Source organism: Microbacterium sp. 1154, from assembly GCF_031455375.1.
Taxonomy (GTDB): domain Bacteria; phylum Actinomycetota; class Actinomycetes; order Actinomycetales; family Microbacteriaceae; genus Microbacterium.
Genome location: NZ_JAVDSN010000005.1, coordinates 22,010 through 41,051, shown reverse-complemented (window position 1 = coordinate 41,051; position 19,042 = coordinate 22,010). Strand labels below are relative to the sequence as shown.

The window sequence follows — 19,042 nt, the reverse complement described above, 5'->3', positions numbered from 1 at the left end:
CCGTGCCGCCCGTGCGCGAGGGGCGCGCACGGGCGGATGGAGTCGGATCAAGAGGCGAAGGCCTCGGCGGCCGAGCGGTACAGCTTCGTGTAGGCCTGGATGCCCTCGTCGAGGTAGAAACTGCCGTCGAGGTACACGACCTGTCCCTTCTGAATGGCGGGGACGTTCTTCAGGGCCTCGGCGTTCTCGACGAGGTCCTTCGCCGACACGTATCCGTCCTCGCCGAACTGCGCATCACGATCGAGAACGAAGAGCCATTCGGGGTTCGCTGCGGCGATGGCTTCGACGCTGATGTCGTCGCCGTGCGAGGCGTCCTCGGCGGCGCGGTCGAGCGCGGGGGTGAGACCGAGGGTCGGGAAGAGGTGCCCCACACCCCGTCCCTCTCCCGGGGCCGCGTAGGAGATCTTGCCGCCCGAGGCGATCAGGCCCATGACCGTCTGCGAGGGGTCGTAGGCCGCCTTCGCGTCGGAGATGGCCTCATCCAGGCCGGCGTTCAGTGCCGCGGCCTCGGCGTTCTTGTCGAACACCTGGCCGAGGATCGTCGTCTGGCGCTTCAGCTCGGAGGTGTGCTCTTCCCCGTCGCGGGGGCTGGTCTCGATCGTGGCCGGCTGAATGTCTTTCAGCTGATCGTAGATCTCGCGGAACCGGTATCCACCGACGATGAGATCGGGGTCGGCCGACAGCACGGCTTCGATGTCGGGCTCGCGGTGAAGGCCCACGTCGAGCACCTCGTCGCCGCCCGAGAGCGAGGGCCAAAGGTCGTACATGAGCGGCTTGGGGGCCGCGACGAGCCTCACGCCCCAGTCGCTGAGCGTCTGGAAGGTCGTGTTGTCGAGGGCGACGACGCGCTCGGGCGACACCGGCACCTCGATCGGACCGTGGTTGTCCTCCACCGTGACGGTCGCCAGCGCGGCGGCTTCGTCCGCGGGAGCCGAGGCGGCCGAGGCGCATCCGGTGAGGGCGAGCGCAGCCGCCAGGGATGCGGCGGCGAGGGGGCGGAACAGACGTGTACTCATGCGAGATCTCTCCAGTGCTGTATGTGCGGGTGACGACCGCTCACCTTCCGGGCGGTCGCGAAGTTAGGTTAGCCTTAGCTATGTGAAGATGTCGAACCCGACCCTCGGTACCCGCCTCGAACCCCGCCGACACGAGTTGCTGTTCCGGTCGGCGACCCTCGCGCAGCGCACCTTCCTCACCCCCGCGTTCGTCCGACTGCGCCTCGAGGGGGCGGAGCTCCGCGGTTTCGACTCGCCCGGCGCGGACGATCACATCCGGGTCTTCTTCCCCGACGCGAGCATCACGGGTGCCTCGATCGACGAGATCCGCTCCGCACCCAACCGCGAGTACACGCCGGTCGAGTGGGATGCCGTGAAGGGCTGGCTCGACATCGACGTCGCTCTGCACGGAGCGGGAGTCGGAAGCCGATGGGCGCGGTCGGCGCCGATCGGAGCCCCGGTGGGCATCGGCGGTCCGCGCGGGTCGATGGTGCTCGTCGGTCGCCCCGACGCCTGGCTCCTGGCCGGCGACGAGACGGCGGTGCCGGCGATCCGCCGTTTCGCCGCGATGATGGACGAGCACGCGGTGGGGCGGATCACGATCGAGGTGCCTGATGCGGCCCACGACCTGCCCATCGCCGCCCCTTCCGGGGTGGAGGTGGTGCAGCTCCACCGTGACGGACGGCGCGCCGGCGAGGAGCTCTCCGACTGGCTCGACGCCCTGGACGTCGAGGAGAGACCCGACGGGTGCGTCTTCGGGTTCGTCGCGGCCGAGCAGTCGGTCGTCCGCGCCGGTCGATCACTGCTGCTCGACCGCTGGACGGGAGACCCCTCGGCCACCGTCGTGAAGGGCTACTGGAAGCGCGGCACGGCCGAGTACCACGCTCCGCACTGAGACCGATCCGCCGCGGGACCCCTCAGACGCGCTCGTCCGCGATGTACAGCTCGCACTCGACGTCGTAGTAGTCGCGGGTCCGCCCTTCGGCCCGCATGCCGATGCGCTCGGCCACGGCACCGGAGGCGGTGTTCGCCGGGTTGGTCACCGCGACGACGCGTTCGATCCCCTGCTGACCGGCCAGGGCGAGCACCGCCGCCGCCGCCTCGGTCGCGTACCCGTGCCGCCAGGAGTGGGGATGGAAATGCCAGCCGATCTCGATCTCGTCGTCGCGACCGTCCGCGACGTGGGCGGACCACGGAATGCGCTTGAGCAGCACCGACCCGATCCGCTCGCCAGCCGCGGTCTCGACGGCGCGCACTCCGAGGATGCCCTCGCCCAGCTCCTGCCAACGGTCGAGCAGGGCGTCGACCTCGGCCGGATCCGTCATGACCTGGCCGTTGCCGAGGTACTGCCGCACCTCGGGACGCCGGTACATGTCGAAGAGGAAGGCGCGGTCGTCATCGGAGCGCGTCCACTCCCGCAGCACCAGACGCTCCGTGGCGAGGCGTGTGCGCCGCATGGGCACGTGCGGGATCCCGTCCTCGGCGAAGGGCGCTCCCGAGACGACGAAGCCGAAACGCCCGTACCAGGGTGCGAGGTGGGCCTGGGCGTCGAGCAGGATCGGGATGCCGGGGGCCTCGGCATCCAACAGTGCGATCGCCGCCCGCATGAGGTCGGCGGCGATGCCGCGGCCCCGAGCCTGGGGAGCGGTGGCGACGCGACCGATGCGGGTGTTGCCGGGCTCCCGCAGGACGCGCAGGGTGGCGAGCACGTCGTCTCCGTCGGCGGCCCAGAAGAGCTCCGCACCGGGTTCTATGTCGCGCCCGTCGATCTCGGGGTAGGCGGCCTCCTGCTCGACGACGAAGACAGCCACGCGCATCCACAGGATGCGGTACAGGGTCAGCGGGGCGATGTCGGCGACGGGTGAACGGTGGACGGAGACGGGCATCCTTCGACCGTACAGCGCCGCCCGCGCTGCTTCCGAGCCTCCGACGAGGGGCCGCAGATCGGCGGTGCTCACGTCGGCCGCCCCGGCGCACACGGCGACAAGAGCGACGCACTGTGGCTCGACGGTGCCGCGTCGAACCCGAACCCTCAGTCGCCGGGCGCGCCGAAGCGTCGCGAGGCCGCGACCTGCTCCGCCACGCGGCGCAGAGCGAGGATGAGCGGCTCGACGAGCGCCGTGCCCAGCACGACGTAGCGCACGGCGTCCTCGATCGATGCGTCGGGGGTGGCGGCGAGTTCGGCCTCGGCGAGTGCGGACAGGTGCTCGAGATAGGCGTCCATCACGGCCGGCGGAACGGTGAAGCCCGCACGATCCAGCGCGGAGAGCGCCTGGGCGACGGCCGCGACCTGGTCGGGGAAGCACGCCTCGGGGGATCCGCCCATGCGCGTCAGCAGGATGTTCGCGTCGGTGAGGTCGATGCCCTCCGGGACGACCGGAGTGACCGCGGCGTTGGCGGCGCCGAGCAGGTCGTACGGGTTCTCGGGCGGGTCCTCGAGCAGAGCGACGACCTTGCGCACCCCCGAGATCCCCACCCCGGCATCAACCAGGGCACGGATGACGCCGAGACGCTGAACGTGCGCCTCGCCGTACGACGCCTGGGTCGGCGACGACCGCTCCCCCTCGGGCAGGACCTTCTCGCGCAGGTAGTACTTGATCGTGGCGACGGGCACGCCGCTGCGTTCCGCCAGTTCTGAAATACGCATGCCGCCCTCTTGACTCGATAGCAATACTATCCAACACTGGATAGTGACACTATCGAGTGAGGACGAGCCATGGCGAGCATCACCCCCGGACGAATGACCCACCAGTGGAACGGCGAACTCGTCGTCTTCCACATCGGCACGACGATCAACAAATGGTGGCGGCCGGACCAGTGGATGCCGTTGATGAGCGACATGCCAAAGATGCTGACCGAGCTGGCGACCGACCCCGACTCGGGGCTGCTGGGATTCACGATGCTCCTCGGCTCCCGCGGGCCCTATCTGGTGCAGTACTGGTCGTCGCTCGACAAGCTCTACGCCTATGCCTCGGCCCCGTCGCACGAGCATCGCCCCGCGTGGACGCGTTTCAACAAGCGCGCTCGTAACGCACCGGGCGCCGTGGGGATCTGGCACGAGACGCACGTCGTCGAGCGTGCCGAGTCGATCTACGTCGCGACCCCGCCGATGGGGCTCCCGAAGGCGACGTCCATCGTGCCCGTCGCCTCGCGTCACGACCGGGCACGCGCCCGGGCCGCCGACGGACGCACCACAGGCCGCACCGCGGTCGCCGAGGCGACAGACTGAGGGCATGGCCTCGATCCTCACCACCGCCGAAGAGCTGCACCACGCCCTGTCCGAGGGCCGTTACGACGACGGCGGGCCCATCCGCCTGCTCGACGTGCGGTGGCGCCTCGACCGCCCCGACGGACGCCCCGATTATCGCTCGGGCCACATCCCCGGGGCCCAGTACGTCGCCCTGGACCATGACCTCGCCTCCCATGACGCTCCCGTCACCGAAGGTCGGCATCCGCTTCCGTCGATCGACGACCTGCAGGCCGCCGCTCGCCGCTGGGGCATCGACGACGGCGACACCGTCGTGGTCTACGACGACGCGAAGAACATGGCGAGCGCCCGGGCGTGGTGGCTCCTGCGCTACGCGGGGTTCGCCGATGTGCGTCTGCTCGACGGTGCCCTGCGCGCGTGGAGTGACGCGGGTTACGAGACAGAGGAAGGGGATGCCGAGACCCCGGCGCCCGGATCGGTCGAACTCTCCTACCGGGCGCTCCCGTCGCTCGCGCTCGACGACGTCGCCGGATTCGCGGAAGACGGCTTGCTGCTCGACGCGCGGGCCGGCGAGCGCTATCGCGGCGAGACCGAGCCGATCGATCCGCGCGCCGGTCACGTGCCGGGAGCCGTGAGCGCGCCGACCACCGAGAACGTGGGCGACGACGGGCGGTTCCGCTCGCCCGAAGACCTGCGTTCACGCTTCCGCATGCTCGGCGCTGACGACGGTATGAGCGTCGGCGTCTACTGCGGGTCGGGGGTGACAGCCGCGCACCAGGCCGTCGCGCTCACCCTCGCCGGCTTCGAAGCGACGCTGTTCCCGGGGTCGTGGAGCCAATGGTCGAACCACCCTGAGCTGCCCGTGGCGACGGGACCCGAGCCGCGGTGACGGTCTAGGCCCAGAGGTCGCTGACGGGGATCTCCGCGCCCAGGACGTTCTGCGCCGCCCGGTGCCCCGACAGCAGGGCGCCGGGGACGGTCGCGGGATCGTCGCCCCACGTCGCCTCACCGGCGAGGTGCAGGACGCCGTCGACGGGCTCCGCGAGATCGTCGTGGTCGGCGCCGATCGAACCGGGGAGCATGAACGCGTACGAGCCCCGCGAGAACGGATCGTCCTGCCAGCGGGTGACGATCGCGCTCGTCGGGTCGGGCACGGCCGTTCCGTACAGCCGCCGCAGTTGCGTCAGCGTCGAGGCGACGATCTGCTCGTCGCTCCAGGTGCGCGTGGCGACCGCGGCGGGGCCGGCCGCGAAGGTGAGCAGCGCCGGCTCGTCGTGGAGTCGTCCGAGGTCGTACCAGGAGTGCCACCACTCCCCCTCGTCGCCGAGCTGACGGATGCCGTAGACCCCGGCATCCCAGAATCGTTCGGCGAAGCGCAGCACGACCTTCTCGAACGCGTTCATGCGGAGCAGGCCGAGGGCGCGCTGGTGCGCCTCGGGAAGAGGGGGCTCGATCGACAGATCGCCCGCGTGGAGGACCCCGACGGGGACCGTCACCACTGCCTCGCGCGCCGCGAAGGTTCCGCGATCGGTCTCGACGATGACGCCGGCGGGCGAACGCTCGACGCGCGACACCACGTGCTCCAAGCGCACGTCGAGGCCCGCGGCGAGGTTCGTCGCGAGCTCGTCATAGCCGCGAGGGAAGACCACCTCGTCACCGTCGACGGTGTCGTCGTCGAGGCCGTGCGCGCCGAGCTCGCTCATGCCGATGCCGTACTGCTCCTGCGCCCGGCGGTCGTTGTACTCGCGCACGCGTTCCGCGCGCTCGGAATCCCAGTCCTGCTCGGCGAGAGCGCGCTCGACCGCTTCGGCGTAGGTCGCCTCGGGCTCGGCCCGGGCGATGACCTCGGTCAGCGTCGCATTGAGCGTGCGGATGTCGGCGGCGTACTGCCGCACCGCGTCGGAGCCGAGTCGCTGCCCACGGGCGTCGAAGTAGGCGAGGGGCCGAGAGTCGGGCTGGTACCCGCCGACGGTGAACTCGACCATCGGCATGCCGAAGGCGCGGGCGGCTTCGGCGACCGGGCTGTCGGTGATCCCGTGGATCCACGAGGCGCCCCGGTCGGTGATACGCCCGCCGGAGCGGTCGGTGAAGACGCGGCCGCCCACGCGGTCACGGGCCTCGAGCACGACGACCCGGCGCCCGCCCCGCGCGATCAGGCGCGCGGCGGCGAGTCCCGAGATCCCCGCCCCGACCACGACGGTGTCGACGGTGTCCATGGGTCCTCCCGCGTGCTCGGTGTTGCGGCGACGCTACTGCGGGCGGCGGGGTCCCGGCATCCGCCACTCTGGCGCGCGGGAGGGGGTCGGCTAGACGCGGCGTACAGCCTTCAACCGCTCAGGCGACGGGCGCCTCTTCGTCGCGTCGCGCCGGAGTGAGCCCCTTGCGCCCGTACCGCAGCCAGAAGAACAGGTAGCACAGACCCACGAACGGGATGCCGAAGTACAGCGCCGCGACCTGGTTCGGGTCGAACGCGATCGCCACGATCGACGCGGTGAGCAGGACGAACGCGAGGATCGGCACGAGCGGATACATCGGCGTGCGGTAGGCGAGGGTCGAGAGGTCGCCGCCCTCGCGCAGGAACGCGCGACGGTGGAAGAACTGCGCGGCGACGATCGCCATCCACACCGCCACCGCCGCGAACCCGGCGATCGAGACGAGCACGATGTACACGGTCTCGGCGGCGACGACGCTGGTGACGAGCGAGACGAGTCCGATCGCGAGGCTGACCAGCAGCGCCACCATCGGGATGCCACGGCGGGTCAGCTTCGTGAAAGCGCGGGGCGCGTACCCCTCCTCGGCGAGCGAGAACAGCATGCGCGCGCAGGAATACAGCCCGCTGTTTCCCACCGAGAGCAGGGCGGTGATGACGACGAAGTTCATGATGTCGGCGGCGTAGGGCACGCCGACGATGTCGAAGACCTCGACGAACGGGCTCTCGCTCACACCCGCCTGGTCGTACGGCAGCAGCGCGGCGATGACGACGATCGAGCCGACGAACAGCACGAGCAGGCGCAGCACAGTCGAGCGCAGGGCCCGCGGGATGTTGCGGGCCGGATCCTTCGTCTCCCCCGCGGCGACACCGACGATCTCGGCGCCGCTGAAGGCGTAGAAGACGGCCAGCGAGGTGATGAGCACCCCGCCGAGGCCCGCGGGCAGCAGCCCCTCGGGCGTGACGAAGTTGCTGAAGAGCACCGCTTCGTGCGGCTCGGACGACAGCGGCGTGAAGCCGAAGATGGCCATGCCGCCGAGCACGATGAGCGCCACGATCGCCAGGACCTTGATGAGGGCGAACCAGAACTCCGTCTCGCCGAAGACGCGGGCCGAGATGGCGTTGAGGGTGAACAGGATGGCGGCGAAGACCACGCACCACACCCACACGTCGACGCTCGGGAACCACCGCTGCATCAGAATCCCGGATGCCGTGAACTCCGAGCCGAGGGCGACGACCCAGCACAGCCAGTACAGCCAGGCCGTGGCGAAACCGGTCGCGGGGCCCATGGTGCGGGCAGCGTAGATGTGGATCGAGCCCGACACGGGGTAGGTGACCGCGAGTTCGCCCAGGCACACCATGACCAGCCACACCACGAAGGCACCCAGCAGGTACGCGAGCACGGCGCCGAGCGGACCCGCCTGCGCGATCGTGTACCCGGAGCTGAGGAAGAGCCCCGACCCGATGACGCCCCCGAGCGCGATCATGACGAGGTGCCGCGCGCTCATCGCCCGGCGGAGCTGCCGTGGCTCAGACGCTCCGGTGGTCTCGACGGAGGGACCCGAGGGTCGGTTCATGAGCTTCTCGCATTCGTCGTCGAGCCCGCGCGTTGCGGGCGACCGCAGGTCAGAGTAGTTCATGACCGCGGGCTACGCTGACCCCGGTGCGCGCACCGCGTTCGCCGGTGCCGCAGGAAGGATGTCGAGATGGCGGATCGCCCCGACCGCACCGACAGTGGCACTCTCGCCGAGGCGAGCCTCGCCGTCCACGCGGGCAAACAGCTCGACAGCACGCGGGCGCTGCGCACGCCGCTGGTCATGTCGAACTCGTACGAGCTGCCCGAGGATCCGAGCGAGATCAGCTGGTCGGCAACGGCCCCCGGGCTGTACACGCGCAACACTGGCGTCAACCAGCTCGCCCTCGAACGGAAGCTGGCCGCTCTCGAGGGCGGCGAAGAGGCCGTGGCTCTCGCCTCGGGGGTCGCCGCGCTGCACGCGGTGTTCTTCACGCACGTGAGCGCGGGCGATCACGTCGTCGTGAGCGACGTCGTCTACGAAGCCACGTGGCGGCTGTGGACGGAACTGCTTCCTCGGCGCTACGGCATCCAGGCCACCTTCGTGGACATCTCGGATCCGAGTGCCGTCCGCGCGGCTATGCGTCCCGAGACGCGGCTCGTCTGCGTCGAGGCGATCGCGAACCCGACGACGAAAGTGACGGATGTCGCGGCCGTCGCCGAGATCGCCCATGCCGCCGGGGCCCTGCTCATGGTGGATTCGACGTTCACCCCGCCGCCGTTGTATCGACCGCTGTCCGACGGCGCCGACCTGGTCGTGCACTCCCTGACGAAGTACATCAACGGCCACGGCGATGCGATGGGCGGAGCGGTGATCGGAAGATCCGAGCTGATCGAGCCGATCAAGGCCGACGCGATGGTCGACGTCGGCGGGGTCATCTCGCCCTTCAACGCGTGGATGATCGAGCGCGGATCGGTCACCCTCCCCCTGCGCCTGCGCCAACACCTGTCGTCGGCGGAGCGCGTGGCCGCGTTCCTCGACGCCGACCCGCGCGTGGCGTTCGTCGCCTACCCGGGGCTGGCGTCTCATCCGGGACATGAGATAGCCCGACGCCAGTTCGGCGGAAGGGGATACGGCGGCATGCTGGCCTTCGCCATCGACGGCGGCCCCGAGGCCCAAAACCGTTTCGTCGCACATCTGAGGTTGATCACCTCGGGCTTCTCGCTCGGGCACGACGACAGTCTGATCGTGCACACCGCCGCCGACGGACCGCGAACGGCGACCTACCCGGAGGAGTTCCGGCGGTACGGGCACCTGCGCCTGTCCATCGGGCTCGAAGACCCCGACGACCTCCTCGCCGATCTCGCGGCGGCGTTGGAGGCGTCGGGGGTCTGAGCTCAGGCGTCGGGAGCGCTCACTCGCACCCGATCCCGTCGCCGTCCCGGTCGAGGTGCTTGCCGTACCCGGGATCCCCTCGGCGCACGGGAGCCGCGCCGGCGGCGCGCGCCTCGCTGCAGTTCTTGTAGGAGACGGCGCTCGGGGCGACCGGCTGAGCGGGCGCGGGTGCGGGTGCCGATTGCGCCGATACCTTGCCCTGCAGGTCCGCTATCTGCGAGGCGCGCGAGTCGAGCTCGGCTTGCGCCGCCGTGGCGGCCGTCTCCATCTCGGTGATCTTCGACGTCGAGGCGGCCAGCTGCCCCTTCACCTTCTCCACCTCGGCTTTCGCCTCCGCCACCTGCGCGGCAGCGGCTTGGACGTCGGCACCGGCATCGGTGACGGTCTCGGCGGCTTCGGCGACCTCGGTCTGGAGCGAGGACACTTCGGATGCCAGGGACGCCACCTGCGTCTGGGCGGTGGTCGACCCCATGCCGGCGCCCAGCAGCAGCCCGAGCACCAGCGCGGAGCCCGCCACGATGGCTCCCGTACGCCGCGTGACCGACCGGGTGAAGAAGCCCTGCTTCTGTCCGGGTACCGGCACGGGTGCGGTCGGCTCGATCCACGCGGCGCCGTCCCAGTAGCGCTGCTCCCCGTTCGCGTGTGCGGCGGGATACCACCCGGCTGCGGGCAGGCTCGATTGCGTCATGTTCTTCCCCCTGTGTTGCGGCGACGCCGATGTCGCCGTTCGGGTGCGCCCCCGCGCACCTCAGAGGTCATCATGGCGGGCGACGACGCCTCGACGGACATCGCCCTGCGTTTTGCGTCCCGTGGGCGTCGTTTCGCGCCGCTCAGGCGTCGGGGAACAACTCGTCGATGGTGGTCAGTACGCCGTGGTCGAGGTGGGAGGGAGCGCGGTAGCGGGCCCGGGCGACGACCTCGGGGTGGGCCTCACGCATCGCGTACGACCAATCCGCGGCATCCAGCATCTCGAGGTCGTTGAGGTAGTCGCCGAACGCCGCCGTCTGCGCCGATGTGACGTCGAGGGCCTTCTGAAGGCGGCGAAGGGCCGCGCCCTTGTCGACGTCGAGGTTCATGATGTCGACCCAGTGGCGCCCCGACACGACGACGCGGTGGGTGCGTGCGGTCTCGTCGAGGGCGGGTGCGACGCTGTGCTCGGCGACGGCGAAGTCGTAGATCGCGATCTTGAGAACGTCGTCGTCGACCGCGAGCACGTCGTCGACGGCTTCGAGGGCCGCGTAATACGCGTCGGCCTCAGCACGGAAGGCCTCGTCCGTCCGCTCGATGTACGCCGAACGCTTTCCGCACAGCACGACACCCAGGTCGTACCCCCGCTGACCGAGGTCGCGAAGGTGGCGGATGACCCGTTCGACGACATCGCGGTCGATGCTGTCGGACGACACCTCGATGCCCTGACGGACGACATAGGCGCCGTTCTCGGCGATGAAGGTCATCTCGCCGGCCGCGTCGCCGAACAGACGCTGCAGGGTGGCGAGCTGCCGCCCCGAGGCCGGAACGAAGGCGACACCGCGCTCCGCCAGACGCGGCAGGAGCTCCCAGAGGGGCGCGGGGATGGCGCCCTCACCGTCGAGAAGAGTGCCGTCCATGTCGACGGCGATCAGGCGGATGTCGTGGGGCACGGTTTCCATCTTTCCAGGCGCGTCACCGAGATGCGGGCCCGGGCTGCGGCCCGCAGCGGACAGGGGATGCTGGTTGACTCGAGCAATGAGTCTCGAGCGGTGCCGGCCGGCTGACATCGACGCCTTGACCGACTTCCTCACTGCCGTCGACCTGACCGTGAGCGGTCTCGATGCACCGACGGTGCGGCTCTGGATCGACCGCGACACCACCGGCACGGTGACGGGGAGCACCGGCTACGAACTGAGCGGCGACGGCAGCCATGCCCTCATCCGCAGCGTCGCCGTCAGCCCGGACGCACGTTCTCGGGGGCGCGGCACCGACCTCGCGCGCTTCGCTCTCGCGCGGGCCGCGCAGGAGGGCGCGTCGCGCGCCTGGTTGTTCAGCCGGCGTTCGGGGCCGTTCTGGCAAGGTGTCGGATTCTTCCCCGCCGACCGCGACGAACTGTCCGCAGCACTGGCGGACACCCACCAGGTGCGCCTGTTCCGGATCACGGGCCAGCTCGAGCACGAGGTGGCCTGGTCGCGCCCGCTGGACCGCGGGGAGTTCGACGGAGGGCCCCACCGCGGAAGCAACCTATGAAACGGGAAAGAACGCGGCGAGACCTCTTCCCCACCGTTACCTCACCGTTATAGAGTGCTCGCACGGTAGTTGTTTTGCTGTGGCAGCTACCGACATGTGATTGCAGGACACTCTGGTGCAGGAAAGGGCCGGTCGGGAATCTCCCGACCGGCCCTTCGTCCATTCCGACGACCACGGAACCACGGCGCGGAAGGATAGAGGGGTGAAGGACGACGATCTGACCGAACCCGACGGACGCCTCGTGCTGGTGCGCCACGGCGAGACGGAGTGGAGCCGCACCGGCAAGCACACCGGGCTCACCGACATCCCCCTCACCGAGACAGGCGCGTACAAGGCGGAGTTGGCTGGCACTCTCCTGGCGACCCGTCGCTACGACCTAGTACTCACAAGCCCCCTGGAGCGCGCCGTCGAGACCGCCCGTCGCGCCGGCTACCCCGACGCACAGCACGAACCGCGTCTCGTCGAGTGGGATTACGGCGCCTACGAGGGTCTGACCACGCCCGAGATCGTCGAGCAGCTGGGCCGCCCCTGGACGATCTGGCAGGCGGGCGCCCCCGCCGGGGCCACCCCCGGTGAGACGGTGGAGCAGGTCACGGCGCGCGCGGAGTCGCTCCTCGACGACCTGCGCCCGCGCGTCCGCGCGGGAGAACAGGTGCTGGTCTTCTCGCACTCGCACTTCCTGCGCGCCCTCGCCGGCACGTGGCTGGGCCTGACGGCCGCGGGCGGCCGATACTTCGTGCTGGGGACTTCCGCGGTGAGCGAGCTGGGCTTCGAGCACGGCAGCGAGGTCATCACGCAGTGGAACCACGTCCGCGGCCGCTGACATCGGGCCTCGCGAGGTTGATCACGAAAATATAACGACAACCTCTTCCCCTCCGTTACCTCACCGTTATAGAGTGCTCGCACGGTAGTTGTTTTGCTGTGGCAGCTACCGACATGTGATTGCAGGACACTCTTGGTGCAGGGACAAGGGCCGGTCGGAAGCCTCTCCGACCGGCCCTTACTCTTGCCCCGCGCGCGGGGCGAACGGGTCGCCGACGGCCCTACGCTGAACCTATGACCGATCGCCGTCTTGCCGTGCAGGCCTGGGAGAGCCTCTTCCGCGCTCAGCACGAGGTCTTCGAGGACATCCGGTCGGATTTCGACAGCACCGAGCTGACCCAGGCGGAGTACGACGTGCTCCTCACCGTCACTCGTGCTCCCCGCATGACGGCACGCCTGCGCGACGTCACCGGCAACATGCTCATCAGCCAGCCCAGCGTCTCGCGCCTGGTCGAGCGCATGGTGTCGCGGGGGCTGTTGACCAAGTGCGCCGACCCCGAGGACGGCCGCGGCTCCCTGGTCACCGCCACCGAGACCGGAGCGGTCGTCTTCCGCCGCCTCGCGGCCGCGCACGGCCGCTCGATCGCCGAGCGGATGGCCCGCCTCGACAACGACGAACTCGCGCAGCTCCACGCCCTCACCGCGAAGCTGCGCGGACAGGACTGACGCCGGGGCGGCGCACCCGGCTCAGCACTCGATGACGTTCACCGCGAGGCCGCCCTCGCTGGTCTCCTTGTACTTCGTCGACATGTCGATGCCGGTCTGACGCATCGTCTCGACCACGGCGTCCAGGGACACGTAGTGCGATCCGTCGCCTCGCAAGGCGAGCCGCGCCGCCGTCACGGCCGTCGACGCGGCGATCGCGTTCCGCTCGATACAGGGGATCTGCACGAGACCGCCGACCGGGTCGCACGTGAGACCGAGGTGGTGCTCCATGGCGATCTCAGCAGCGTTCTCGATCTGCCGGTTCGTTCCGCCCATGACCGCGGTGAGGCCACCGGCGGCCATCGCGCAGGCCGAGCCGACCTCCGCCTGACACCCGCCCTCGGCGCCGGAGATCGAGGCGTTCGCCTTGAAGAGCGAGCCGAGCGCCGTCGCGGTGAGCAGAAAACGGCGGATGCCGCGTCGACGATTGGCCTCGGCCACATCGCCGTCGTCCCACTGCGCCACCTCGCCGCGCGTCACGGCATGCCCGTCGTACCCGAGCAGTGCGCTGCCCACGAGCTCGCCGTAGGGCGTGACCGCGTTGCCGGCACCGAGACCCGAGTCGGCCAGGAACCTCCACCAGTACATCGCCACCGCGGGCAGGATTCCCGCCGCGCCGTTCGTGGGGGCTGTGACGACACGCCCGCCGGCGGCATTCTCTTCGTTGACGGCGAGGGCGAAGGCACCGAGCCACTCCCCCGGCAGCTCACGGTGGCCCTCGGCCTCGATGGCATCCAACTGCCCTCGGATGACCGCGGCTCGCCTCTTGACCTTGAGGATTCCGGGAAGCACGCCGTCGTTCTCGAGTCCGGCGTTCACGCACGCCGCCATGGCGTCCCAGATGCGGTCCAGTCCCGCCGCGATCTCCTCGTCGGAGCGAAGAGCGGCTTCGTTCAGACGCGCCGCCTCGGCGATCGTGATGCCGCGCTCGTCGCACAGTTCGATGAGGGTCGCCGCATCGTCGAAGGGCAGCGGAACCGGAGCCGTGGTGACGCGTGGCGGCTCACCCTCGCGGCGGATGAAGCCGCCACCGATCGAGTAGAACGTGTCCTCCGCGACCACGGCGCCGTCGGCGTCGCGAGCGACGAGGGTCATCGCGTTCGGGTGACCGGGAAGGCGCGTGCGCGGCTCGAGAGCGATGTCGGCCTTGCCGAACGGGATCGCGTGCCGGCCGGCGAGCGCCAGGCTCTGCCCCTCGGGCCAGTCCGACCACGCCCGGCGGACGGCATCCGGGTCGACGGTCTCGGGGTCCAACCCCTGCAGGCCCGCGACGACCGCGTCGGGAGTGCCGTGGCCGATACCGGTCGCACCGAGCGAGCCGTACAGGGCGCACGAAACGGATGCCACCGTGTCGAGGACGCCGTCGCCCTCGAGCCGCGTGGCGAAGTGGAGGGCGGCCTTCATGGGGCCGACGGTGTGGGAGCTCGAGGGTCCGATCCCGATGGAGAACAGCTCGAACGCGGAGGTGTATGCGCTCATGCGGCCAGCGTACGTCCCGCCCCGGCACGACACCTGCTCGTCACCGCCGCGCCACGCCCGGGATGCAGGCCGTTCCGAGCCGATTAGACGTCTCGGGTGGTCCCGGCTATGCTGGACCACGGCCTGCGCGCCGTTTCGCGCGGAGGCCCTGCGCCCGTAGCTCAATGGATAGAGCATCTGACTACGGATCAGAAGGTTAGGGGTTCGAGTCCCTTCGGGCGCACACTGTGTTGAGACAGTAAGAGAAGCCCCGGCGCGAGGAAACTCCGCCGGGGCTTTTTCTCTGTCCGGATGCCGGGACCCTGGCGGGGCCGTGAGACCGCGGACCGAGCCGGGAAACCGCGATCCGGGCGGCAGCGGGGGCGCGAGACGTCAGGCCGACGCCGCTTCCTCCGCGTGAGCCGCGTCCGTCGCGGCCGAGTGGAGCTGCAGGATCGCAACCGCCTCGTGCAGGGAGCCGAGCGGTGTCTCGATCTCGTCGTAGTGGTGCACGAATCCGTTCGCGTCGCTCGCGCTCACCGAAACCAGGGCGTACCCCGGCCGGGCGACCCGCTTCGCGCGTCCCGATCGTCGCTGTGCCATGGCATCCACCTTCCGTTCGCGCCGAGGCTACTCCGGCCTCGCGCGAAAACGGGGTCAGCGCGCGGCCGACTTCTTCTTCTTGCCGCCCTTGCCCGGCTCGGGCTCGGGCGCCTCACTCGGCGCTACCGCCTCGCCGGCGGCGGCCCGGTCCTTCGCGCGGCGCTTCGCCTGGGACGCCAGTCGGGCGAGGTCGACCATGCGGAGCGCGTCCATGCGCGCTTTGCGCATCTGGGCGTACTCGGGGTCGGCATCGGCCGTCATGCCCTCGACATCGAGTCGCTGGCTGAGGTTCGCCTCGACATCGCCCCACGCCGCGATACGGGCGTCGGCGACCAGCGTCTTCACGCGTTCGGGATCGTCGGCGAGCGCGCGCAGCTCCTTGGCGACTCCGCGGGACTGCTTCGCGCGACGACGGAGGTTGCGCGTGTCACGGTCGCGATAGTCGTGGGTGCCGGAGGAGTCCGAGAAGCGCCCCCATGCGCGCTTGCGCTGATGGGTCACACGCTCGGCGGCCTGGTCCTGCTCGTCGGCGAGTGAGCGCAACGTCTCACGGGCCAGCTCGGCGAAGACCTCGCCGTCGAAATGTCCGCCACGGGCGATCGTGTCGACGAGGATCCGGTTGCGCACAGCGAGGCGCGCCGCGGCTGTCGCGATCGACAGCCCCTCGGCGATGGCCTCTTTCGTGCGCCCCACGTGACCTCCCCGTCCAGGCTATCGTCCGGGGGCGTCGACCGCTCAGGTGAGGGTCGTGACGACGGCTTCGATTCGGCGGGCGCGGGTGTCGGCGGCCTTCGCCCCCTCGACCTTCGTCACATGGGCCTTTCGTGCGCTCGGGGAGAGGGCATCGAACGCCTCGCGGACGCCCGCGGCGGACAGGGCCGCGGCCAGGTCGTCGGGCACCTCCACCGTGCGAGGCGCCGTGTCGAGGGTGAGCTCGACGGAGATGGCGTCCCCTCCCGACAATCCCGTCGCCGCACGCTTGTCGGCGGAGAAGGGGATGAGCGATCTGCCCCCCATCGCCCCGATCGTGCTGGGGAAGGTGAACCCGTTCACGTCGACGACGACGGCCGCGCGCTTTCCGCCGCCGAGTCCCTGGAGCACCTCGAGCGGGACCTCGATCCCGGTGTTGTTGCCCATCTGCAGCAGCGTGGTATCGAAACGCATGGCCAGAGTGTGGCAGACGACCGAGTAGGTGAACAGTGGACGAAACACAATCCCCTCTTTCCGCACGAGGGGGATGCCTATGGTCGAAGTCGTTGCGGAGGGCCTCGGAGAGTACTCGGGGGCCTTCTGTCGTATCCGGATGCATAGCGGATGAACCGGGCTGCGCGCAAAGCCCAATCCGATCGAGGCATTGTCTCCGAAGATGTGTTGAGGCGGCCGGACGGTCGCTGCCAACACTCTGGGAGGTTCATCATGAGCTCATCACCCAACCGTCTCGTGGCCACCGTCTTCGGCGCTGTCTACCTGCTCGTCGGTCTGCTCGGCTTCGCCGTCACCGGCGGGGTCGGTTTCATCGCGACGCAGGGCGGACTGCTCCTCGGTATCTTCGAGGTCAACCCGCTGCACAACATCGCCCACCTTCTGATCGGCGCCGCGCTGCTGGTCGCCGGTCTCGCCAACGCTCGTGCCGCCAAGGGCGTCAACACGACCGTCGGCGCCGTCTACCTGCTCCTCGGCATCGTGGGCTTCTTCCTGGTCGGCACCGCCGCGAACATCCTCGCGCTCAACGTGCCCGACCACTTCCTCCACCTCGCCAGCGCCGTCGTGCTGCTGGGTGTCGGACTCGGCACCGAGCGCAACGTCCCGCGTACCGCGGCGGTCTGACCATGACTGCTGCGACCTTCGTGAGGTCGTGGCCCTCCGTATCCGCGTGGGGGGCCGGTCTCATCACCGCTGCCCTCGGCGCGGGTGCGATCATCCGTCCCGATTCCGGGGCCGTCGCGAGCGGCCTCGGGATCGGGATGGTGATCCTCGGTCTCGCTTCCCTCGCCTGGGGAGCCGCCACCCTGTCGACGGGGCGACTCGTCGTCCCGCGCACCGCACTGGCCGGAGCGCTCGTCGCTCTCGCCCTGACGGCGGCTCTGATGTTCGCCGCCCCGGCGCACACGAGCATCCTGGGCGTCGCCGCGGCATCCGCCCTGCTCGTCGTCGTCGGAGCCACCGCGGCCGTCCACCTTCGCCGCGTGACCCGCGGTCCGGGTGCGACGCGCACCGCGCAACCGATGAGCGTCGTCGGACTGCTCGTCGCCGCCGCGGTCATCGCCGTGGTCGTCACCCCCGCCCTGGGGGCGACCCAGAACGCCGTACTGCTGCGCGACGACGGCACCGTTCCCGTCATCTCGCACGAGGGACATTGAGCCTTTTCCCGGCGCCCACTCGTTCCGACGGTGGCACGCTGGAAGGGTGACGAACGACGCCCCCTCCTCCGCCCCCGGCTGGATACAGTCGCTGCGCGGCAAGATCCTCGTCGCCCTGGCGGGAGACCCCACCGGCATGGCGCCCTACGTCCGCGCCATTGCCGACGGCGAAGACACCGGCTATTTCATCGAGGACGGTCCCGCGTGGACCGTGCACGCCGGAATGGGCACCCTGGTGGCCGGCATCCGGGCTCTGCTCCTTCAAGCCCTGCACCCGGGAGCTCTCGCCGGCGTGCACGATTGGTCGCGCTATCGCGAGGATCCGATCGGCCGTCTCACGGGCACCGTCCGGTGGGTCATCACGCTGACGTACGGATCGAAGACGCAGGCGGATGCCGAGACCGCACGCGTCGGCAGATTCCACCGCCGCGTCAAGGGCGACTACGTCGGCGGGGACGGCAGCGAACGCGCGTACACCGCCGAGGCGACCGACCTCGTGCGCTGGGTGCACCTCGCCTTCACCGACGCGTTCCTCGCGGGCCACGAGGTGTCGCGCAAGCCCATCCCCGGCGGTCCCGACGCCTACGTCGCCGACTGGGCCACCGCGGGCCGGCTCATGCGTGTCGTGGATCCCCCTCTCACCCGCAACGCCCTACGTGCCGAGATCGACGGTTTCGCCGACCGCGGTGAGTTGCGCGGCGACGAGCGGGTGGCCGAGGTGGTGTCGTTCCTGCGCAAGCCCCCTTTCCCCGGGCTGATGGGCCTGTCGTATCGCGTGCTGTTCGCCGCCGCGGTGGCGACGATCCCCCGCCGCTACCGGAAGATGCTCGGGGTGCGGCGCTGGCCTCTCCCGGTGCTGACACTCACGCGGGTGATCCTGCGCGTCACCGAGCGCGCGCTGGGCTCGGGTCCGCGCGCCCAAGACATGGCGCGGCTGAGACTGAACCGACTGGAGCGTGAGGGACGGGAGGCCGCGTGAGCGACGACGCCCGCCAGGCCGCCGAACGATACCGGCTCGACCGACAGCTGCGCGACGCCGGCCTCGAGCCCGAGCCCGCGGAACCGGAGGGTCCCGCGCGGGGATCGACAGCCGCCGAGCGGGCGGCGTTCGTCGAGACCTCGATCCAGCAGGCGATCCGCCGCGGCGACTTCGACAACCTCCCGGGCGCCGGTAAGCCCCTGCCCGACCTCGGCGGCTCTCACGACCCCGACTGGTGGATCCGGCGCAAGATCGAGACCGAGCAGCTGACCGGCCTCGGCCCGCCGGCCTTGACCCTGCGCGTCGAGCACAGGGAGATGGCCGAGCGGTTGGATGCCATCGCTCACGAACCCGAGGTGCGCGAGGCGGTCGAGGACTTCAACCGCCGCGTGATCGAGGCCCGTCGACAGCTTCAGGGTGGTCCGCCGGTGGTGACACCGACGGTGGACGTGGACGCCGAGGTGGCCGCGTGGATCGAGAGGCGTCGGGCGCGTGTGGAGGCCGCCGCGGTGCCGGCGCCGGCGCGGCGCCGCAGGTGGTTCCGACGGGAGCGCTGAACCTCGGGCGGTACGAC

Annotated in this window: 22 protein-coding genes and 1 tRNA gene; 12 read left to right on the top strand and 11 right to left on the bottom strand. The window is 70.2% G+C overall.

What is annotated here, in order from left to right:
• Window positions 1-47 precede the first annotated feature (47 nt).
• Window positions 48-1,016, bottom strand: coding sequence for an ABC transporter substrate-binding protein (locus J2X55_RS14725; protein WP_309824310.1), 969 nt, complete (start codon window positions 1,014-1,016; stop codon window positions 48-50).
• An 88-nt stretch (window positions 1,017-1,104) separates the two neighbouring features.
• Here J2X55_RS14725 and J2X55_RS14720 point away from each other — a divergent pair, with 88 nt between their 5' ends.
• Complete coding sequence (locus tag J2X55_RS14720; protein ID WP_309824470.1) at window positions 1,105-1,890, top strand: siderophore-interacting protein; 786 nt, start codon at window positions 1,105-1,107, stop codon at window positions 1,888-1,890.
• A 22-nt stretch (window positions 1,891-1,912) separates the two neighbouring features.
• Here the strand turns inward: J2X55_RS14720 and J2X55_RS14715 are convergent, their stop codons facing one another.
• Both J2X55_RS14715 and J2X55_RS14710 read right to left on the bottom strand, forming a co-directional pair.
• Entirely contained in the window at window positions 1,913-2,881 is a 969-nt protein-coding gene (locus J2X55_RS14715) for a GNAT family N-acetyltransferase (RefSeq protein ID WP_309824309.1), read from the bottom strand.
• 146 nt (window positions 2,882-3,027) lie between these two features.
• Entirely contained in the window at window positions 3,028-3,642 is a 615-nt protein-coding gene (locus J2X55_RS14710) for a MerR family transcriptional regulator (RefSeq protein ID WP_115919751.1), read from the bottom strand.
• Between the two features lie 69 nt (window positions 3,643-3,711).
• Between J2X55_RS14710 and J2X55_RS14705 the strand changes: the two genes are divergently transcribed.
• Both J2X55_RS14705 and J2X55_RS14700 read left to right on the top strand, forming a co-directional pair.
• Window positions 3,712-4,224 carry a DUF4188 domain-containing protein gene (locus tag J2X55_RS14705; RefSeq protein ID WP_309824307.1) on the top strand — a complete coding sequence of 171 codons (513 nt, stop codon included), beginning with the start codon at window positions 3,712-3,714 and terminating at the stop codon, window positions 4,222-4,224.
• 4 nt (window positions 4,225-4,228) lie between these two features.
• Window positions 4,229-5,092: a sulfurtransferase gene (locus tag J2X55_RS14700; protein ID WP_309824306.1), complete on the top strand. Its 864-nt coding sequence runs from the start codon at window positions 4,229-4,231 to the stop codon at window positions 5,090-5,092.
• A gap of 4 nt (window positions 5,093-5,096) precedes the next feature.
• Here J2X55_RS14700 and J2X55_RS14695 read toward each other — a convergent pair whose 3' ends face one another.
• Together J2X55_RS14695 and J2X55_RS14690 are read right to left on the bottom strand one after the other, a co-directional pair.
• The gene (locus tag J2X55_RS14695; RefSeq protein WP_309824305.1) at window positions 5,097-6,419 is read right to left on the bottom strand and encodes an NAD(P)/FAD-dependent oxidoreductase; all 1,323 of its coding nucleotides are present in this window, start codon (window positions 6,417-6,419) and stop codon (window positions 5,097-5,099) included.
• A 118-nt stretch (window positions 6,420-6,537) separates the two neighbouring features.
• The gene (locus J2X55_RS14690) at window positions 6,538-7,989 is read right to left on the bottom strand and encodes an amino acid permease (protein WP_115920016.1); all 1,452 of its coding nucleotides are present in this window, start codon (window positions 7,987-7,989) and stop codon (window positions 6,538-6,540) included.
• A 129-nt stretch (window positions 7,990-8,118) separates the two neighbouring features.
• Here J2X55_RS14690 and J2X55_RS14685 point away from each other — a divergent pair, with 129 nt between their 5' ends.
• Window positions 8,119-9,321 (top strand): aminotransferase class V-fold PLP-dependent enzyme, encoded by a 1,203-nt coding sequence (locus J2X55_RS14685; RefSeq protein WP_115919759.1) that lies wholly within the window; start codon window positions 8,119-8,121, stop codon window positions 9,319-9,321.
• A 19-nt stretch (window positions 9,322-9,340) separates the two neighbouring features.
• Here J2X55_RS14685 and J2X55_RS14680 read toward each other — a convergent pair whose 3' ends face one another.
• Window positions 9,341-10,009 carry an excalibur calcium-binding domain-containing protein gene (locus J2X55_RS14680; RefSeq protein WP_115919761.1) on the bottom strand — a complete coding sequence of 223 codons (669 nt, stop codon included), beginning with the start codon at window positions 10,007-10,009 and terminating at the stop codon, window positions 9,341-9,343.
• Between the two features lie 142 nt (window positions 10,010-10,151).
• Window positions 10,152-10,970, bottom strand: coding sequence for a Cof-type HAD-IIB family hydrolase (locus tag J2X55_RS14675; protein ID WP_115919763.1), 819 nt, complete (start codon window positions 10,968-10,970; stop codon window positions 10,152-10,154).
• Between the two features lie 76 nt (window positions 10,971-11,046).
• Between J2X55_RS14675 and J2X55_RS14670 the strand changes: the two genes are divergently transcribed.
• The 3 genes from J2X55_RS14670 (at window position 11,047) to J2X55_RS14660 (ending at window position 13,029) form a co-directional block, all read left to right on the top strand.
• Window positions 11,047-11,541 carry a GNAT family N-acetyltransferase gene (locus J2X55_RS14670; protein WP_115919765.1) on the top strand — a complete coding sequence of 165 codons (495 nt, stop codon included), beginning with the start codon at window positions 11,047-11,049 and terminating at the stop codon, window positions 11,539-11,541.
• 202 nt (window positions 11,542-11,743) lie between these two features.
• Window positions 11,744-12,364: a histidine phosphatase family protein gene (locus J2X55_RS14665; RefSeq protein WP_115919767.1), complete on the top strand. Its 621-nt coding sequence runs from the start codon at window positions 11,744-11,746 to the stop codon at window positions 12,362-12,364.
• Between the two features lie 233 nt (window positions 12,365-12,597).
• Window positions 12,598-13,029, top strand: a complete 432-nt coding sequence (locus J2X55_RS14660) for a MarR family transcriptional regulator (RefSeq protein ID WP_115919769.1) — start codon at window positions 12,598-12,600, stop codon at window positions 13,027-13,029.
• Window positions 13,030-13,050: 21 nt separating this feature from the next.
• Here the strand turns inward: J2X55_RS14660 and J2X55_RS14655 are convergent, their stop codons facing one another.
• Window positions 13,051-14,547 (bottom strand): L-serine ammonia-lyase, iron-sulfur-dependent, subunit alpha, encoded by a 1,497-nt coding sequence (locus J2X55_RS14655; RefSeq protein WP_309824299.1) that lies wholly within the window; start codon window positions 14,545-14,547, stop codon window positions 13,051-13,053.
• A 150-nt stretch (window positions 14,548-14,697) separates the two neighbouring features.
• Here J2X55_RS14655 and J2X55_RS14650 point away from each other — a divergent pair.
• Window positions 14,698-14,770: transfer RNA gene (locus J2X55_RS14650), tRNA-Arg, on the top strand.
• A 149-nt stretch (window positions 14,771-14,919) separates the two neighbouring features.
• On the opposite strand, the gene J2X55_RS14645 is transcribed toward J2X55_RS14650, so the two are convergent.
• From J2X55_RS14645 to J2X55_RS14635, 3 genes are read right to left on the bottom strand one after another with little or no spacing between them, the layout of a single operon-like run.
• Window positions 14,920-15,129, bottom strand: coding sequence for a hypothetical protein (locus tag J2X55_RS14645; RefSeq protein ID WP_115919773.1), 210 nt, complete (start codon window positions 15,127-15,129; stop codon window positions 14,920-14,922).
• 54 nt (window positions 15,130-15,183) lie between these two features.
• Window positions 15,184-15,822 (bottom strand): asparagine synthase, encoded by a 639-nt coding sequence (locus J2X55_RS14640; protein ID WP_115919775.1) that lies wholly within the window; start codon window positions 15,820-15,822, stop codon window positions 15,184-15,186.
• A gap of 42 nt (window positions 15,823-15,864) precedes the next feature.
• Entirely contained in the window at window positions 15,865-16,293 is a 429-nt protein-coding gene (locus J2X55_RS14635; RefSeq protein WP_309824297.1) for a YdeI/OmpD-associated family protein, read from the bottom strand.
• Between the two features lie 252 nt (window positions 16,294-16,545).
• On the opposite strand from J2X55_RS14635, the gene J2X55_RS14630 reads away from it, so the two are divergent.
• Genes J2X55_RS14630 through J2X55_RS14615 form a run of 4 tightly spaced genes read left to right on the top strand, consistent with a single transcriptional unit; the run spans window position 16,546 to window position 19,025 of the window.
• Entirely contained in the window at window positions 16,546-16,956 is a 411-nt protein-coding gene (locus J2X55_RS14630) for a DUF4383 domain-containing protein (protein ID WP_103205818.1), read from the top strand.
• A 2-nt stretch (window positions 16,957-16,958) separates the two neighbouring features.
• Window positions 16,959-17,489, top strand: a complete 531-nt coding sequence (locus tag J2X55_RS14625) for a hypothetical protein (RefSeq protein WP_115919777.1) — start codon at window positions 16,959-16,961, stop codon at window positions 17,487-17,489.
• Between the two features lie 46 nt (window positions 17,490-17,535).
• On the top strand, window positions 17,536-18,468 hold the full coding sequence (locus J2X55_RS14620) for an oxygenase MpaB family protein (RefSeq protein WP_309824295.1): 933 nt from the start codon (window positions 17,536-17,538) through the stop codon (window positions 18,466-18,468).
• Entirely contained in the window at window positions 18,465-19,025 is a 561-nt protein-coding gene (locus tag J2X55_RS14615) for a DUF1992 domain-containing protein (RefSeq protein ID WP_115919781.1), read from the top strand. The genes J2X55_RS14620 and J2X55_RS14615 overlap by 4 nt, the downstream gene beginning before the upstream one ends.
• Window positions 19,026-19,042 lie beyond the last annotated feature (17 nt).